Source organism: Brevundimonas vesicularis NBRC 12165 (genome assembly GCF_001592205.1).
Lineage (GTDB): Bacteria > Pseudomonadota > Alphaproteobacteria > Caulobacterales > Caulobacteraceae > Brevundimonas > Brevundimonas vesicularis.
In genome coordinates this window covers 112002-129592 of record NZ_BCWM01000011.1, presented here as the reverse complement: position 1 = coordinate 129592, position 17591 = coordinate 112002, and the positions used below count along the sequence as shown (strand labels likewise).

The window sequence follows — 17591 nt, the reverse complement described above, 5'->3', positions numbered from 1 at the left end:
AACCGGCGTCGATGGCGCCGTACCAACCATTGGGTTCCGCCGACGCAGCACCAGCCGACAGGGCCAGGGCGGCCGCTGCGCTGGAGGCCAGCACGAAAGTCTTCATACGCATAGGGGGGTATCCCTCCGCCTCTGTTATAGTAGGGGGCGGGTCTACCGCCTACGCGGGTCTTACCAGCCTTGCCGTATAAGGTCGAGGCGGAAACGTGACGATATCGACCAGCAAATCTGAGACCGTGGCCTTGATGATACACGTGAATTTCGGGTTGGGCCACAGAATGGTTAATCACAAGCCCTCGACACGTCACAATCTAGGACCGCGCGGCGGCATAACCTATGCGAGCGTCACGTCTCGTTTTTTGGATCGACCATCTGCATCCCGAGCCACTCCGCAATCAGCGCCGGCTTGTCGGCCCCGTCGATCTCGACCGTCAGTTCGTGTTTCAGCAACCAGCGTCCGCCGCCCTTGTCGTCGGCCGATAAGAGCTTGAAGCGACCACGAATGCGTGATCCCGCCGGCACTGGCGCCAAGAACCGCAGCTTGTCGAAGCCGTAGTTCACGCCCATAGAGACACCCTCCAGGGGCGCCACCGCGTCATAGCTCATGGCCGAAGCGAGGCTCAGGGTCAGGAAGCCGTGCGCGATGGTTCCGCCGAACGGCGTGGCCATGGCCGCCTCCGGATCGACATGGATGAACTGGTGGTCTTCGGTGCAATCGGCGAAGGCGTCGATACGGGCCTGAGTGACGTCGAACCATTTCGACACCCCAACCTCCTGACCGATCAATGCTTGAAGTTCACTAGCCTTGGTCATTGTGCGTTTCCTCAGTTCATTTGATGTGAGGTTGGCCGACCCTTGCCACGAAGGAAAGATCCTCAGCCGCCAAAGCGCCCCTCGATGATCTCGGCGTACAGTGTCGGATCGACGTTGCCGCCCGAAAGGACGATGGCCGTCGCCCGTCCTTTCGTCTCGATCTTTCTGGCAAGCAGGGCCGCGAGCGAGACGGCGCCGCCTGGTTCGAGGACGATCTTGAGATGGCGGAATGCGAACCGCATCGCTTCCGCGACCTCGCCGTCCGAGACGGTGATCGCCCCCGCCAGCCGCCGGTTGATCGGCCAGGTCAGCACACCCGGCATCGGCGACATCAGGGCGTCGCAGATCGAGGGCGCGCCTTGCGGATGCCCGACCCGCTCTCCGGCCGCCAGCGATCGCGCCGTGTCGTCGAAGGCTTCGGGCTCGACCACGAACACCTGCGTCGCGGGACTGCGTTCGGCTATGACCAGATTGATCCCGGCCATCAACCCGCCGCCAGACGCCCCGCACAGCAGCTGGTCGAACGGCGCATCCGCCTGGTCCAGCATTTCCAGCGCCGTCGTCCCCTGGCCCTCGATGATGAAGGGATCATCGAACGGCGGCACGAGGATCGACCCGCGCTCGGCGGCGATGGCCGCGCCGATGGCCTCGCGGCTTTCGGTCCAGCGGTCGTAGAAGCGCACCTCGCCGCCGAAGCCGATCACGCCCTCGACTTTCACCCTGGGCGAATCCGACGGCATGACGATGATGGCCGGCGTCCCGACCATGGCGGCTGCGGCGGCCACCCCCTGGGCATGGTTCCCGGACGAGAAGGCGACGACGCCGCGCGCCGTCTCCTCGTCGGTCAGTCGGCTGATGCGGTTGTAGGCGCCACGAAATTTGAAGGCTCCGGCGCGCTGCAGACTTTCCGCCTTCATCAGAACCCGCCCGCCGACCGCCGCGTTCAGAGCCGGGCTTTCGAGCAGGGGCGTGCGGACGGCGACTCCGTCAATCTGGCGGGCGGCGTCGAGGACGCCTTCATAGCTGGGCAGGTGCGTCGTCATATGCTCCCCTTAGCCCAAGACGCAGCCGGGAGAGAACCATGAGCCTGATCCTCGCCATCGACCAGGGCACGACCTCGACCCGCGCCATCGCCTTCGAGGTCGCGCCTCAAGCAGCGCGAAGCGCGGTAGGCGAAGAAAAAGGGGATCTTAGGCCCGTCGCGGTCAGCCAGATCGAGCTGGCCCAGCATTTCCCGAAGTCCGGCTGGGTCGAACATGACGCCGCCGAAATCTGGGCGGCGACGCTCCAGACCTGTCGAGAGGTGGTGCGCAAGGCCGGAGGCGTCGCCCGCTTCAACGCCATCGGCATCACCAATCAGCGCGAAACGGCCGTGATCTGGGACGCGGCGACCGGCGAGCCGCTGCATCGCGCCATCGTCTGGCAGGATCGCCGCACCGCCGACGTCACCGCACGCCTGACCGCCCAAGGCCACGAGCCTAGGGTCCAGACCGCGACCGGCCTGATCCTCGATCCCTATTTCTCGGCGACCAAGTTCGCCTGGCTCCTGAATGCTGTGCCCGGATCGCGGGAGCGTGCAATGAAGGGCGAGGTCAAGCTGGGCACGATCGACGCCTGGCTGATCTGGAAGCTGACCGGCGGCCGGGTCCACGCCACCGATGCGACCAATGCATCACGCACGTCGCTGATGGATCTGAGGACGGTCGAATGGCGTGACGACCTGTGCGCCTTGTTCGACATCCCGCGCGAAGCCCTGCCTGACATCGTCCCTTGCGCGGGTGTGATCGGCGAGAGCGATCCGGCGATGTTCGGCCAGCCTCTGCCCATCGCCGGATCGGCGGGGGACCAGCAGGCGGCCCTGGTCGGGCATGGGGCGCTGAAGGCCGGGGACGCCAAGATCACCTATGGCACCGGTGCCTTTCTGGTCGCCAATGTTGGCGCGGAGCCCGTGGCCTCGACACGGCGTCTGTTGGGCACGCTCGGCTATCAGGCCGACGGCCAGTCCGCCTATGCGCTGGAGGGATCGATCTTCTCGGCCGGCTCGGCGATCCAGTGGCTGAGAGACGGGGTCGGGCTGATCTCGGAATCGCGCCAGTCGGAGGCGATGGCGCAGACCCTCAAGGACAACGGCGGGGTCTATATGGTCCCCGGCTTCACGGGTCTGGGCGCGCCGTGGTGGGAGCCGGAGGCGCGCGGGACCATCGTCGGGCTGACACGGGATTCCGGTCCGGCCCATTTCGTACGCGCCGCGCTGGAAGCCCTGGCCTATCAGACGCGCGATTTGCTCGACGCCCTGGCCGCCGACGGAGCCCCGCCGCTGAAGACGCTGAAGGTGGACGGCGGCGTCACCGCCAACAGTTTCGCCATGCAGTTCGTCGCCGACATCTGCGAGGTCGAGGTGGAGCGTCCGGCCTTCCAGGAGATGACGGCCCTGGGCGCCGCGCGCCTGGCGGCCCTGGGCGTCGGCCTTTTGCCGGACTTGCAGGCGCGACCCGCTGAAGCATCTGCCTGCTGGAAACCGCGCATGAAGGCGGACGAGCGCGAGCGTCTGCTTTCCGGCTGGCGTCGCGCAGTGAAGGCCGCCATCATCGCCGCGTCGGACCGGGCGTGAGATCCGGACGGCTCAAGGAAACGACGAGGACCGCCGCATGACCGACGCCGCCCCGCTGGACGCCCAAAGCGCCTTTTCCGGCACGCGCGAGGTCGATCCGCGCTATCGCCTGGACGAGGCGGCGCTGGACACCTGGATGCGCGCCCACGTCTCGGGATACGCCGGCCCGCTCACGGTGCGACAGTTCAAAGGCGGCCAGTCGAACCCGACCTATGAACTGGTGACGCCTTCGGCCGCCTATGTGCTGCGTCGCAAACCGCCCGGCGTCCTGCTGCCCAGCGCCCACGCCGTGGATCGCGAGTTTCAGATCATCTCGGCTCTGGCCGCGCAAGGCTTCCCCGTCGCCAAGCCTCATGCCCTATGCCTGGACGAAACCGTCATCGGCTCGATCTTCTATGTGATGGACAAGGTCGAGGGTCGGATCTTCTGGGATTTGAAACTGCCCGGCCTGACGCCCGCCGAACGCCGCGCCGTCTATGAAGCCCAGACGGATACGCTGGCCCGGCTGCACGCCTTCGATCCTGCCGCCATCGGCCTGGGCGAATACGGCAAGGCCGGCAACTATTTCGCGCGTCAGGTCGGTCGCTGGACGAAGCAGTATCATGCGTCGGAGACCGAGCCGGTTCCGGCGATGGACCGGCTGATCGCCTTCCTGCCCGACAGCCTCCCGGCTGAAGGGCCCAGCCGCATCGTCCACGGCGACTTTCGTCTCGACAACATGATCCTGGCGCCCGATCGAGCAGAGGTTCGCGCCGTGCTGGATTGGGAGCTGTCGACCCTGGGCGATCCGATGGCCGACTTCTCCTATCTGCTGATCGCCTGGGCCATTCCTGCTTCGCTGCGCAACGGCCTCGCCGGCGCCGATCTGGAGGCCTTGGGCATCCCGTCAGTCGAGGAGACCGTCGAACGCTACGCCGCCGCGACGGGAATGCGACCCGCCAACCTCGACTGGCTTTACGCCTATAATCTGTTCCGGCTAGCCGCCATCTGCCAAGGCATCGCCGGCCGGGTCCGCGACGGCACCGCCGCCAGCGCCCACGCCAGAACGATGGCGGCCCAGGTCGGCCCGCTCAGCGACGCGGCGTGGGCCTTTGCGAAGCAGGCCGGCGCCTAGTCCCTGACGGCGGCGCCCAGGATGCGCTTGTCCGTCTTGCCTTGCACCAGCACCGCTACGGCCTCGCCGGGGCGGGCGGACGGCAGGGCGTAGAGCATCGGGCGGCCGCGCCATTCGCCCAGGCGCGTCACACCGCGCACGACGTTCATGTGCCGCACGGCCTGGCCGCGGTTCTCGCCCTGGCGGACCTCGACCACCTGAGGGCCGGGCGTATAGGTCACCGCCACCACCTCAGCGCCGCCGACCGGCGCGCGGCCGGAACCGACGCCGACGCCGGCTCCGTTCTCGCGGAATTCGATTTCCGGCGGCCAGGCCTGACGCACCGCCTCCTGGCCGATAGCGGTTTCCAGTTCGACGCTGCGGGCGCCTGACACCTGACGTCGGCCGTCGATCACGACCTGGGGCGTCGAGACGCCGCGCTGGCGCAGGGCGGCGCGATAGGCGCGCTGGCGCTGAACGAACTCTGGCCGGGCGAAGGTGTCGGTCCAGCCCAGATAATCCCAGTAGTCGACGCCATAGGTCAGGGCGATGACGCCCGGCTGGGTCGCCGCCTTCTCCACCGCCGCATTCGCCTCGATGCAGCCGCCACAGCCTTGGGCGGTGAACAGTTCGACCACCACCGGCGGGCCGTTGGCCGTCGCATGGCGCGGCGCGAGCGGCGGACGCCCCGCCGCCGGCTGGGCCGCCGAGGCGACGGCTGCAAGGGCGCCCGCCATGACCGTGCCCGCGATGATCCAACCCTTGGTGTTCATGCCATCGTTCTTAGCCCTTGGGCTGCAATGGAGCGCCTCATATTCGCGTGAGGCTCTCTCCGCTTCATTCAATCCATCAGTTGTTGCGACAGATAGACATAGTGGCGGGCCCAGCGACGGGCGTTGGCGACCGGGTCGGCGTCGTTGGAGTGGCCGCCGACCGTGTCCTCATAATAGAGGTGGTCATAGCCCATATCCCCCAGGCGCGCGGCGAACTTGCGCGCATGGCCGGGGTGGACGCGGTCGTCGCGTGTGTTGGTGGTCAGATAGACGCGCGGATAGGGCTGGCCCGGACGGAGCTGCTGATAGGCGGAGTATTTCGCGATCCACGCGGCTTCTTCCGGGATGCGCGGGTCGCCGTATTCGCCGATCCACGACGCCCCGGCCGGCAGTTCGTGATAGCGCAACATGTCCACCAGCGGGCTCTCGATCACCGCCGCATTGAACAGTTCGGGGTGCTGGGTGATCGACACCGAGGTCAGGACCCCGCCGTTCGACCGACCATAGATGCCCAGGCGACGCGGGCTGGTGATCCCGCGCTGTTCGAGATCGCGCGCCACGGCGGCGAAGTCGTCGAAGGCCTTCTGACGATCGCCGTCCAGCGCCGCCTGGTGCCAGTCGGGCCCGAACTCGCCGCCGCCCCGGATATTGGCCTGGACGAAGACGGCGCCCCGCTCCAGCCACAGCTTGCCCATCTCGGGCTTGTAGGCCGGGTTGAGACTGACCTGGAAACCACCATAGCCAAGCATGACGGTCGGGTTGGACCCGTCCAGCTTCATGTCGCGCGGGCGGGTGACGAAATAGGGGATCTTGGTCCCGTCGGCGGAAGTGGCCTCGTACTGTTCGGTCACGTCGCGCGACGCGTCGAACTTGGCCGGCGCCGACTTCAGCGTGGTCAGAGTCGCGGCGCCCGCATCGGCCAGGCTGAGGGTCGGCGGGACCAGGAAGCCCTGGGTCGAGACGAAGACTTCGCCGCGTGATTTGGACGAGTCGCCCAGCCCGACCGCGACGTTCTGGGGCACGGGAACATCTTGTCTTGCCCAACCGGCGCCACCCCGCATCTCAATCAAGCGGAAACTGATCAAGCGACCGGCGACATTGTCGGTCATCGCGACAAGAAGACGATCATTAAGCACTGCGACCTGCTGAACAGACTGGCGCGTGTTTGGCGCGAACACCAAAGGCCCCGCAGAATGCGACTTTACTATAAGCTCCTCAGGATACATCATCTGGACTAGATCATAGGCTAGCAGAGTTCCCGCAGCGAAGGCTTGGTCGTGGAACGTCCAGTTCTCTTCAATCGAGAAAACCAAGCGGCCTTTTAGCATGCCGTACACCGAAACTCGGGAAGGCAGGGCTAGCTTCGTCGCCTTGCCGTCGTGACCGAGGCTCCACGCCTCCGACCGGAAGGTGTCCAGCGGACGCGTGATGATGACGGCGGTCACCTTGCCGTCCTTGTCGCGATAGACGGCGGGGCTGACGCCATAGCCGCCGTCGCCCTGTTCGCCGCGATAGACCTCGGTCGCCTGGGCCAAGGTCTGGCCGCGCTTCAGCGTCTTGACGATGAAGGGATAGCCGGACTCCGTCATGGTGCCCGCGCCGAAATCGGTGGCGACCAGAAGCGTGTCGCGGTCCAGCCATTCGATGCGGTGCTTGCCTTCGGGCAGGCTGAACCCGCCGTCCACGAAACGCTTGGTCGTCAGGTCGAACTCGCGCACGACCACCGCGTCCTTGCCGCCGTCGGACAGATTGATCAGGCAGCGGGTGTCGTCCGGCGCCAGGCAGTCAGCGCCCTTGAACACCCAGTCCTTGCCCTCGGCCTTGGACAGGGCGTCGATGTCCAGCAGGGTCTCCCATTGCGGCGTTGCGGTCCGGTAGCTGTCCAGTGTCGTGCGACGCCAGACGCCCTTGGGATTGGTCGCGTCCTGCCAGAAGTTGCCGATGCCGTCGCCCAGGAAGGACGGGCTGGGGATGCGGTCTGTCGCCGTCAGGATCGCCTGGGCCTCGGCGCGGAAGGTCTCGTAGCGCGGATCGCCGGTCAGGGCGGCCAGGGACTTGCGGTTCTCCTCGGCGACGAAGGCCATGGCTTCGGGCCCGTCCACCTGCTCCAGCGCCAGATGATCGTCCGCCGCCGCGACGCCCGCCGGAGTCAGATCGCGGGGGAAGTGGGGCGGAGGGCTGTCGTTGGTGGAGACCACCATTCCGTGGCCGCCGGTCGCGACAGGCGCACTCGCGCAGGCGGCCATCAGAAGCGCGGGGATGGCGGCGGACAGGATCAGGTGACGCATGGCTTCAAAACTTTCCGCTCATCCCCGCGAAAGCGGGGACCCAGACCTTTGGACGTTCGGCGTCGCCCGTTCGTACTGAATCTGATCCCAGTCGCCGAACCTTGCGAAAGCACTGGGTCCCCGCTTTCGCGGGGATGAGCGGAACCAGAGACTATTCCTGCGCCGGCGTGTCCATCAGGCGGCGCGACAGATAGGTGTATTCCAGCGCCAGACGACGCGCGGTTTCGCGCAGGTTGGCCCCGGCCGCGTGGCCGCCATCGACGTTTTCATAAAACAGCACCGGATAGCCCAGCTCTTCCAGACGCGCCGCCGCCTTGCGGGCGTGACCCGGATGGACCCGGTCGTCCTTGGTCGAGGTATGGATGAAGACTTCCGGGTAGGGCTGGCCCGCCCGCAGGTTCTGGTAGGGCGAATACTGCTCGATCCAGGCGCGCTGTTCCGGAATGTCCGGGTTGCCGTATTCGCCGATCCACGAGGCGCCGGCGAGCAGCTTGTGAAAGCGCAGCATGTCGAACAGAGGCACCTGGATGACGGCGGCGTTGATGAGGTCCGGTCGCTGGGTCAGCATCGCGCCCATGAACAGCCCGCCTTGCGAGCCGCCCATGATGCCCAGCTTGGGCTGGCTGGTGATGTCGCGGGCGATCAGGTCCAAGGCCACGGCCTGGAAGTCCTCGTGCGCGCGCTGGCGGTTCTGTTGCAGGGCCGCCTCGTGCCAGCGCGGGCCGAACTCGCCGCCGCCGCGCGTGTTGGCGATGACATAGACGCCGCCCCGCTCCAGCCACAGCTTGCCGACCGTCGCCGAATAGCCCGGCAGCAGCGAGCTTTCGAACCCGCCGTAGCCGTACAGCAGCGTGGGGTTGGAGCCATCCAGCGGCATGTCCGCCTTATGCACCACGAAATAGGGGATCATGGTCCCGTCGGCCGAGCGGGCCTCGTGCTGATCGACCGTCATGCCGGCGGCGTCGAACTTGGCCGGCATCGACTTGACCTGATCGACCGCGCCAGTCGCGGCATCCGCCAGCCACAGGCTGGAGGGGTTTAGATAGCCGGTGACGCTGACAAAGACCTTGTCGTCCTTCTCCGAGGCCGAACCGACGCCGACCGAGACGTTCTGGGGCAGGTCCAGCGTCGTGTGGGCCCACTCGCCCTGACCGGGGGTATAGACCCGCACCGAGCCGCGCACATTGTCGTACAGGGCGACGACCAGCCTGTTGCGCGTGACGTTGACGCCCTCGATGGCCTGACGCTCGGTCGGGCGCAGCACCAGCTGAGCCGGGGTCGATTGATCCGCCAGCCAAGCCTCCAGCGGCCAGGCGATCAGGTCGCCGGTCTTGAAATCCTGACCCGACGGCGCGGTCCAGTCCTGTTTCAGCGACACCAGAAGCTGGCCCTGGACCAAGCCGGTGATGTCGGACTTGGCCGGCAGTTGAAGCTGGGTCAGGGCGCCGTTGTCACCCAGGCGCCAGGTCTCGGACGAATAGAAGTCCACCGAACGGTTGATCAGCGTCGCCTTCACCACCCCGTCGGCGTCGCGCAGCGTATAGCCGGACACCGAAACGTCGGTCGGCTGGCCGGTGAACAGGGTCGCGGCCTGGTCGGGCGTCTGGCCGCGCTTCATACGCTTGACCACCATCGGATAGCCCGAGTTGGTCAGGGTGCCGGGACCGAAGTCGCGCGAGATGAGCAGGGTGTCCTTGTCGATCCAGGATGCGCCGCCCTTGGATTCCGGCAGGGTGATGCCGCCGTCGACGAACTTGCGCTCGACCGTGTCGAACTCGCGCAGGGTTACCGCGTCCTTGCCGCCGTTCGACAGGCTGATCAGGCAGTAGCGCTCTTCGGGCTGAAGGCAGGTCGAGCCCTTGTAGACCCAGTTCTGGCCCTCGGCCGCCGCCAGGGCGTCGATGTCGAGGATGGTCTGCCACTCGGGCGTGGCGGTGCGATAGCTGTCCAGCGTCGTGCGACGCCACAGACCGCGCACATGCTGGGCGTCCTGCCAGAAGTTGTCGATATGGCCGTCGTGGGTGAAGCCAGGCGACGGGATGCGGTCCTGGGCCTGGACGATCTCCAGCGCCTGCTGGTGCAGGGTCTCGTAACGCGGATCGCCTTGCAGGACGGCGAAGGTGCGTTCGTTGTGGGCCTTGACCCACTCCATCGCCCGCTCGCCCTCGACCTCTTCGAGCCACAGATAGGGGTCGGTCGCATCGCTGGTCGCGAAACCGCCGGAGGCCGGAGCGGGTGAGGAGGCTGGGGTCTGGGCCATGGATACCGAGGTCAGGCTGGTGGAGGCGAGAAGCGTCGCAAGCGCGACGGCGGAAGTACGGATCATGGACAGGTCCCCGAAAACGAAGCCGGCACCTTAACGACGCCTTCCCGTGCGGCAAGCCGTGCGACCTTACCGTTTTGTCACACCGGCGGGACGCGCCGCCTCAACCCTCGTCGGGAATGCAGAGCAGCTTGCCGCACGCCTTGCAGTGGACGGCGTCGGGGTCGTGATTCTGCAGGCCGCAGCGGTCGCACGGAAAGTGCACCTTGTGCGGTCGGATCAGGGCCTGGGCGAGGCGCAGGAACAGGGTGATGCCGACAAGCATGACGGCGATGGACAACAACCGCCCCCACGGCCCCGGCAGGGTGACGTCGCCGAACCCCGTCGTCGTCAGGGTGGCCACCGTGAAATACAGCGCATCCACATAGCCGGCGATGCCGTCATGCCCCCTGAAGGTCGCATAGACGAAGCCGGTCGCCACGAAGACGAAGGTGATCAGATTGGCCAGGGCGCGAGCGATCCCCTCCACCCGCGTATCGTCGAACCGCGCCCCCACGGTGCGCCAGAAGAAGTCCGAGTTCAGCAGGGTCCACAGCCGCAACATCCGCAGGAAGCCGAGATTGAACAGCCAGGCCGGAAACAGCAGGGTCGCCAGCACGAACAGGTCGACCCAGACGATCGGCCGCTTCAGCCAATCCTTGATGTTCGCATAGGCATAGGCCCGCGCGGCCAGATCCAGAGCCAGGATGGCGGCGATGAAATAGTCCAGCGCATAGAAGGCCCAGCCCATGTTCTTCAGGATGGGCGCCGCCAGGAAAAAGCCGATGATCGCCAGGTCGATCACGATGACGGTCAACCGGAACTTCACCGCCGCCGGTTGGCTGCCATGATACAGGTACCGCAGCCGGGCGCGCAGTCGCAGGCCGTTGTCCTTGGGGTCGGTTTCGGTCTGGGACACGCTGGTTTCCGCGACGCTGGGTTGGGCCTATATGGCCTGCATGACCCGTCCTTTCGTCAAGATGAACGGCGCCGGCAATGACTTCGTCGTCGTCAATGCGCTGGAACAGCCGTTCGCTCCCGGCGAGGACCAGATTCGTGCGCTGGGCGACCGCCAGACGGGCGAAGGCTTCGACCAGCTGATCGCCATCGAACCGTCAGACACGGCCGACGCCTTCATGCGGGTGTGGAACGCCGATGGATCGATGGTCGAGACCTGCGGCAACGCCCTGCGCTGCGTCGGCTGGCTGTTGATGCAGGCCAACGCGTCGGACCGCGTCGTCATCGACACGGCGGGCGGGCCGACGACGGCAACGCGCGCCGGCGACCACCGCGTGACCGTGGACATGGGCAAGCCTCGCCTGGACTGGACCCAGGTGCCGCTGGCCGAAGAGATGGATACGCGCGGGATCGAGCTTCAGGTCGGCCCGATCGACGCGCCGATCCTGCACACGCCCAGCGCCGTCTCCATGGGCAATCCTCACGTGGTCTTCTTCACCGACCGCCAGGACGACGGCTTCGTCACCGGATCCGGCTCGCTGGTCGAGCATCACCCGCTGTTCCCGCAAGGGGTCAATGTCGGCTTCGCCAACGTGCTTGACCGGGATCACATTCGCCTGCGGGTCTGGGAGCGGGGGGCCGGCCTGACCAAGGCCTGCGGCACCGGCGCCTGCGCCGCCCTGGTCGCCACTGCGCGGCGCGGCCTGACCGAACGCAAGGCGACGGTGGTCGTCGATGGCGGCGAACTGGTCATCGACTGGGATGCGCAGACCGATCACGTCCTGATGACCGGGCCGGTCGAGATCGAACGGACGGGCGTGCTGTCGATCTGACGGCGTTGACGCTGACGCGCAGGTAAGGCTCCGGGCCGATTGCGCAGGCTTCCTCCGCGTCAAGGGTTGGCGCGGCCCGTCCCAGCCTCTAGGACACGAACGGTTACAGCCACGCCGACGCCCTGGACGACCGATGCCCGATCAGACCGAAAAGCAAACCTTCTCCGACGATGAAGCGCTGGACTTCCACCGCATCCCGACGCCGGGCAAGATTTCCATGGCGCCGACCAAGCCGATGGCGACCCAGCGCGACCTGTCGCTGGCCTATTCGCCTGGCGTGGCCGTGCCGGTCCTGGCCATCGCCGCCGATGCGGACAAGGCCTACGACTACACCTCCAAGGGCAACCTGGTCGCCGTCATCTCGAACGGCACGGCGATCCTGGGCCTGGGCAACCTGGGTCACATGGCCTCCAAGCCGGTCATGGAGGGCAAGTCGGTCCTGTTCAAACGGTTCGCCGACGTCGACAGCTTCGACGTCGAGGTGAAGACCACCGACCCGGACGAGTTCATCACCGTCGTCAAGAACATCGGCGACACCTGGGGCGGCATCAATCTGGAGGACATCAAGTCCCCCGAATGCTTCGTCATCGAAAGCGAGCTTCAGGACCTGCTGGACATCCCCGTCTTCCATGACGACCAGCACGGCACCGCCATCATCTCGACCGCCGGCCTGATCAACGCTGTTCATATCGCCGGCAAGAAGCTGGACGAGATCAAGGTCGTGCTGGCCGGCGCCGGGGCGGCGGGCCTGTCTTCCATCGCCCTGATGAAGGCCGCGGGCGTCAAGGCCGAGAACACCGTGATCTGCGACCGCGACGGTGTCGTCTACAAGGGTCGCGACCACGGCATGGACCAGTGGAAGGCCGCCCACGCGACCGACACGCTCCTGCGGACCCTGGCCGAGGCCATGGTCGGCGCCGACGTGGTGCTGGGCCTGTCGGCCAAGGGCGCGATCACCAAGGAGATGGTCGCCTCGATGGCGCCCAATCCGATCATCTTCGCCATGGCCAACCCCGACCCAGAGATCACGCCCGAGGACGTCAAGTCGGTGCGTTCCGACGCCATCATCGCCACGGGCCGCTCGGACTATGTGAACCAGGTCAACAACGTCCTGGCCTTCCCCTATCTGTTCCGGGGCGCGCTGGACGTGCGGGCGCGCCGCGTGAACCACGAGATGAAGATCGCCTGCGCCCAGGCCCTGGCCGCCCTCGCGCGCGAGGACGTTCCGGACGAGGTCGCCGCCGCCTATCGCGGGCGCAAGCTGAAGTTCGGCCCCGACTACATCATCCCGACGCCCTTCGATCCGCGCCTGATCTGGTACATCCCGCCCTTCATCGCCCAGGCGGCGATGGACACCGGCGTGGCCCGCGTCCAGATCGAGGACATGGACGCCTATCGTCACGCGCTGCGTTCGCGCGTCGATCCGTCCGCCGCCCTGATGCAGAAGATCAGCTCGGCCGTGCGCGGCGGGCCGAACAAGCGCGTCGTCTTCGCCGAGGGCGAGGAGCCGGCCGTCATTCGCGCCGCCTGGGGTTTCAAACAGGCCGACCTGGGCACGCCGATCCTGGTGGGCCGCGAGGATCTGATCCGTCAGAACGCCGCCGAGGCCGGTCTGAACTTCGACGAGCTGGGCATCGAGATCACCAACGCCCGCGTCTCCGACCACAATGTCGAGGACACCGACTGGCTGTACGAAAAGCTTCAGCGCCGGGGTTATCTGCGCCGCGACGTCCAGCGGATGATCAACCAGGACCGCAACTATTTCGCCGCCACCCTGGTCGCCAAGGGCCGGGCCGACGCCATGGTCGCGGGCGTGACCCGCAACTTCAACATGGCGCTGAAGGAGGTCCAGCGCGTGCTGGATGTGGACGACACCCTGATCGGGCTGTCGATCCTGCTGGCCAAGGGCCGCACCCTGTTTGTCGCCGACACCACCATCCACGAACTGCCGAACGCCGAGGAGTTGGCCGACATCGCCGTCAAGGCGGCCGATACGGTCAGGAAGCTGGGTCGCAATCCGCGCGTGGCCTTCCTGTCCTATTCCACCTTCGGCAACCCGCCCGGCGACCGCGCCGAGAAGGTGCGCGAGGCGATCCGCATTCTGGACAAGAAGGGCGTCGATTTCGAGTACGAGGGCGAAATGCCGCCGGAAGTCGCGCTGGATCCCAAGGGTCACGCCGCCTACGCCTTCAACCGCCTGACCAAACCGGCCAACGTCCTGGTCATGCCCGCCATCCATTCGGCCGCCATCTCGACCAAGCTGGTTCAGGCCCTGGGCGGCGCGACCGTGATCGGTCCGCTGCTGGTCGGTCTGGAGAAGCCGGTGCAGATCGTCAGCTTGGGCGCCTCGGTCAGCGAGATCATCACCGCCGCCACCTTCGCCGCCTATGACGCCGGTCCCGCCTTCCAAGGCTCGGGCCTGACCTCGGCGCCGCGTCCCCCCGCGGCCGTGGTCGAGCGTTGAGCGAAGCCTCGCCCTTTCCCCCCGCCGCCCCGCCGCCCCGGCGGGTGGAGCCGGGCCTCTATCTGGTCGCCACCCCGATCGGCAACCTGCGCGACATGACGCTGAGGGCGCTGGACGTACTGGCCGCCGCCGATCTGGTGCTGGCGGAGGACACCCGCGTCACCGCCAAACTGCTGAGCGCCTATGGACTGAAGGCCAGGCTGGAACGCTGCGACGATCATGCGTCCGGCCGCGCGGCCGAACAGGCGATCGAACGGTTGCGCGAGGAGCAAGTCGTGGCCCTGGTGTCGGACGCGGGCACGCCTCTGGTCAGCGACCCCGGCTTCGTCGTCGCCCGGGCGGTGATCGCTGAGGGTCTGCCCGTCCATCCGATCCCCGGCGCCTCGAGTCTGCTGGCCGCCCTGTGCATCGCCGGCCTGCCCGCCGACCGGGTGCTGTTCGCCGGCTTCCTGCCGCCCAAGACGGCAGGGCGCACCGCGGCGCTGGAAGCCTTGAAGAGCCAGCGTCAGACCCTGGTCTTCTTCGAAAGCGGGCCGCGCCTGAAGGACAGTTTGACCGACATGGCCGCCGTGCTGGGGCCGCGCCCCGCCGCCGTCGCCCGCGAGCTGACCAAACTCTATGAAGAGTGCGTGCGCGGGTCGCTGAACGAACTAGCGGTCGATCCGCGTCTGGACAGTCCCAAGGGCGAAATCGTCGTCGTCGTCGGCCCCGGCGAAGAGGTTCAGGCGAGCGAGGCCGACGCGGACGCCGCCCTGATCGACGCCCTTCGGACCTTATCGACCGGCGACGCCGCCTCCGAGGTGGCCAAGGCCTTGGGGCTGAACCGAAAAACCCTGTATCGCCGGGCGCTGGAGCTGAAGGGCAAGTGAAGCGCCTGTCTCGTCCCGCGCCGGTCCGTCGCCCCAAGGCGGCGTGGCGTCAGGCGAAGGGCGGAGCGGCGTTCAAGTCCGGTCACGCCGCCGAATGGATCGCGGCCTTCTGGCTGATCCTGCGTGGCTATCGCGTTCTCGGCTTTCGTCTGAAGAGCCGGGCCGGCGAGATCGATCTGCTGGTCTGTCGCGGTCGGGTGTTGGCGGTCGTCGAGGTCAAACGCCGCGCGACGATGGAGGCGGCCCTCCTGGCGCTGAAGCCGGTCCAATACGATCGACTGGTTGCAGCGGGCGAGGCGATCCGACGCAATCGGCCGGGTCTGCAACGTCTGGATTTGAGAATTGATATGGTGGCGCTGGCTCCTTGGCGCGTTCCACGTCATCTTCGCGCCGTCGAGAGGCGCTGACGAGGGGATCGCATGACGCGCGAGGAGGCCGAGGCCGTCCTGACCGCCGCCGGTCAGGCCGAAGACGACGCCTTCCCCCTGCTGGAGGCGGCGATCGCCTGCGCCATCCATGACCATCCGTTGCGTGATCCCGAGCCTGTTCGCGCCCTGGCCCACAACGCCTGCGAGCGGCTGAAGGAGCGGATTGGCGGCGAAGGGCCCGACGAGGCGCTGGCCGAAACCCTGTGCGCCGACCTGCGGCTGAACGGCGACCTGATCCATTACGACCATCCCGACAACACCGACATCATCGCAGTCGCCGAGCGTCGGCGCGGCCTGTCCGCCGTGCTGGCGGTCTTCTATCTGCACGCGGCACGCGCGGCCGGCATCACGGCGGCTGGCGTCGATTTTCCCGGCCATTTCATGGTTCGCGTCGAGACGCCTGAAGGTCCCGTCGCCCTGGATCCGTTCAGCCAGGGGCGGCTGATCCTGCCCAGCGAACTGACGCGGCGCGCGCTTCGCGCCGGTCTGATGCCGCACGTCGCGGATCGGTTGGATCTTCTGATGGCGCCAGTGACGGATCGTCAGTCGCTGATCCGGCTGCAGAACGTGCTGTTCAGCCGCGCCATTCGCGGTCGGGATTATGAAGGCGCGGAGCGGTCGGCCCTGCGTCGTGCCCTGCTGGACCCCGAGGACCACCGGCCGTGGCTCGATGTCGCCTCGGCGCGCGAGAAGCAGGGGGCGCTCGCGGGCTCTCTGCACGCCTTGGCGCGCGCTCAGGGTCTGGACGGCGTCGAGGAGGCGCGGCGGTTCACGACCTTCGAACGCGTGCGGATGCAGTTGAACTAGACGACGGCCTCGCCGCGCAACAGGCGGGGCAAGTCGCCCGTCGCTCCGCCCGCCTCCTGCATGAAGGCGCGGCGCAGAGGGCCGATGCGGTTGACCGCCGCCATGCCCAAATCGCGCGCCAGACGCACCGGCGCGATGTCGTTCGAGAACAGACGCACAAAGGCGTCGAAACCGGCCGCCAGGGCCGCATTGTCGAACCGGCGCCAACGCGCATAGCGCTCCAGAACGGTTTCCGACCCAATATCCTCGCCCAGGCGTGCGGCCTCGGCCAGGACCTCGGCCAGAGCGGCCGCGTCCTTCAGCCCCATATTCAGACCCTGACCGGCGACCGGATGCACGCCGTGCGCGGCGTCACCGATCAGGGCGATGCGCGGAGCGATCAGTTTTTCCGCCAGGCTGAGCGACAGCGGATAGACGAAGCGCGGCCCCTCGACCGTCGCCCCATCCAGAAACTCGCCGAACCGCCGCATCAGATGGGCGTGGAAGGCGTCGTCCGAGGCGTCGCGCAGCGCCTCGCCCCGTCGCGTCGTCTCGGTCCAGACCAGGCTGGCGCGCTGATCCGTCAGAGGCAGGATGGCGAAGGGGCCGCTGGGTAGGAAATATTCGTGCGCGACATTGCCGTGGTCGCGACCCAGCCGCACCGTGGCCACCACGCCGCTCTGGCCATAGCCCCAGCCGACGGTCTCGATCCCGGCGGCGCGCCGCACGGCCGAGCCTCGCCCCTCGGCGCCGACGACCAGGGGCGCGATCAGGGCCGATCCATCGGTCAGGGTCACGGTCGCCTTGCCCGCATCGGTCGCGACGCCAGCGACGGTCGCCGGAGCCCGCACCGCGATCCCCGCGCGCGTCACCGCCTCGGCCAGAGCCGCGCGGATGCGGCGGTTCTCGACCATATAGCCCAGCGGCTCGCCGCCGGTTCGGCCGCCGATCTCGTCGGCGTCGAAGCGCAGGAAGGCGGGCGAGGCCGATCGGCTGGCCGCGCCCGGCCGACGCCCGTCCGTCACCAGAATATGGTCCATCCGACAGGCGTGGGGACGAAGGCTTTCGCCCAGCCCCAACGCGTCCAGCATGCGGAAGGTCGAAAAGGCCACGGCCGTCGACCGTCCGTCGAAGGTCGCCGCCAACTGGTCGCTGAACGGCTGCGGATCGATCATCACGACCTTCAACTGCGCTTGCGCCGCCGCCAAGGCGAAGGCCGCGCCGGTCAGCCCCGCGCCGGCGATGACGATGTCGTAGCGTTCGGTATCAGCCATGGAAGGCTTGTCGCGCCGTCGCGGCCAAAGGTCCAGAGGACGGTTTGTCCATCGCCAAGGCCAAGCTGGTAAACAGCCCCTTAACCCTGTGGGTGCGACA

General features: G+C 67.2%; 14 protein-coding genes. 7 read left to right on the top strand and 7 right to left on the bottom strand.

Annotation, left to right across the window (positions count from 1 at the left end; all coding sequences use genetic code 11):
• Nucleotides 1–345: 345 nt before the first annotated feature.
• Both BVE01S_RS10695 and BVE01S_RS10690 read right to left on the bottom strand, forming a co-directional pair.
• Nucleotides 346–813 carry a MaoC family dehydratase gene (locus tag BVE01S_RS10695; protein ID WP_066627366.1) on the bottom strand — a complete coding sequence of 156 codons (468 nt, stop codon included), beginning with the start codon at nucleotides 811–813 and terminating at the stop codon, nucleotides 346–348.
• Nucleotides 814–875: 62 nt separating this feature from the next.
• Nucleotides 876–1856 carry a threonine ammonia-lyase gene (locus tag BVE01S_RS10690; RefSeq protein WP_066627365.1) on the bottom strand — a complete coding sequence of 327 codons (981 nt, stop codon included), beginning with the start codon at nucleotides 1854–1856 and terminating at the stop codon, nucleotides 876–878.
• 38 nt (nucleotides 1857–1894) lie between these two features.
• Between BVE01S_RS10690 and glpK the strand changes: the two genes are divergently transcribed.
• Both glpK and BVE01S_RS10680 read left to right on the top strand, forming a co-directional pair.
• Complete coding sequence (glpK, locus tag BVE01S_RS10685; RefSeq protein ID WP_066627364.1) at nucleotides 1895–3424, top strand: glycerol kinase GlpK; 1530 nt, start codon at nucleotides 1895–1897, stop codon at nucleotides 3422–3424.
• A gap of 37 nt (nucleotides 3425–3461) precedes the next feature.
• The gene (locus BVE01S_RS10680; RefSeq protein ID WP_066627360.1) at nucleotides 3462–4538 is read left to right on the top strand and encodes a phosphotransferase family protein; all 1077 of its coding nucleotides are present in this window, start codon (nucleotides 3462–3464) and stop codon (nucleotides 4536–4538) included.
• Here the strand turns inward: BVE01S_RS10680 and BVE01S_RS10675 are convergent.
• From BVE01S_RS10675 to BVE01S_RS10660, 4 genes are all read right to left on the bottom strand, one after another.
• Nucleotides 4535–5290, bottom strand: coding sequence for a DUF1223 domain-containing protein (locus tag BVE01S_RS10675; protein WP_066627357.1), 756 nt, complete (start codon nucleotides 5288–5290; stop codon nucleotides 4535–4537). The two genes, BVE01S_RS10680 and BVE01S_RS10675, sit on opposite strands and share 4 nt — an antisense overlap.
• A gap of 68 nt (nucleotides 5291–5358) precedes the next feature.
• The gene (locus BVE01S_RS10670) at nucleotides 5359–7578 is read right to left on the bottom strand and encodes a prolyl oligopeptidase family serine peptidase (protein ID WP_066627355.1); all 2220 of its coding nucleotides are present in this window, start codon (nucleotides 7576–7578) and stop codon (nucleotides 5359–5361) included.
• A gap of 151 nt (nucleotides 7579–7729) precedes the next feature.
• Nucleotides 7730–9904: a prolyl oligopeptidase family serine peptidase gene (locus BVE01S_RS10665; RefSeq protein WP_066627353.1), complete on the bottom strand. Its 2175-nt coding sequence runs from the start codon at nucleotides 9902–9904 to the stop codon at nucleotides 7730–7732.
• A gap of 100 nt (nucleotides 9905–10004) precedes the next feature.
• Entirely contained in the window at nucleotides 10005–10799 is a 795-nt protein-coding gene (locus BVE01S_RS10660) for a potassium channel family protein (RefSeq protein ID WP_066627342.1), read from the bottom strand.
• Nucleotides 10800–10839: 40 nt separating this feature from the next.
• Between BVE01S_RS10660 and dapF the strand changes: the two genes are divergently transcribed.
• The 5 genes from dapF to BVE01S_RS10635 all read left to right on the top strand — a co-directional run bounded on the left by dapF (nucleotide 10840) and on the right by BVE01S_RS10635 (nucleotide 16238).
• Entirely contained in the window at nucleotides 10840–11670 is an 831-nt protein-coding gene (gene dapF, locus BVE01S_RS10655; RefSeq protein ID WP_066627392.1) for a diaminopimelate epimerase, read from the top strand.
• A 133-nt stretch (nucleotides 11671–11803) separates the two neighbouring features.
• A complete protein-coding gene (locus tag BVE01S_RS10650; RefSeq protein WP_066627339.1) occupies nucleotides 11804–14134 on the top strand; it encodes an NADP-dependent malic enzyme in 2331 nt (776 codons plus the stop codon).
• Nucleotides 14131–15003, top strand: a complete 873-nt coding sequence (gene rsmI / locus BVE01S_RS10645; protein WP_167544799.1) for a 16S rRNA (cytidine(1402)-2'-O)-methyltransferase — start codon at nucleotides 14131–14133, stop codon at nucleotides 15001–15003. Before BVE01S_RS10650 ends, rsmI begins: the two co-directional genes overlap by 4 nt.
• Before the next feature lie 5 nt (nucleotides 15004–15008).
• The gene (locus tag BVE01S_RS10640; protein WP_066627390.1) at nucleotides 15009–15410 is read left to right on the top strand and encodes a YraN family protein; all 402 of its coding nucleotides are present in this window, start codon (nucleotides 15009–15011) and stop codon (nucleotides 15408–15410) included.
• A gap of 12 nt (nucleotides 15411–15422) precedes the next feature.
• A complete protein-coding gene (locus BVE01S_RS10635; protein ID WP_066627336.1) occupies nucleotides 15423–16238 on the top strand; it encodes a SirB1 family protein in 816 nt (271 codons plus the stop codon).
• On the opposite strand, the gene BVE01S_RS10630 is transcribed toward BVE01S_RS10635, so the two are convergent.
• Entirely contained in the window at nucleotides 16235–17491 is a 1257-nt protein-coding gene (locus BVE01S_RS10630; protein WP_066627335.1) for a UbiH/UbiF/VisC/COQ6 family ubiquinone biosynthesis hydroxylase, read from the bottom strand. The two genes, BVE01S_RS10635 and BVE01S_RS10630, sit on opposite strands and share 4 nt — an antisense overlap.
• Between the last annotated feature and the right edge of the window lie 100 nt (nucleotides 17492–17591).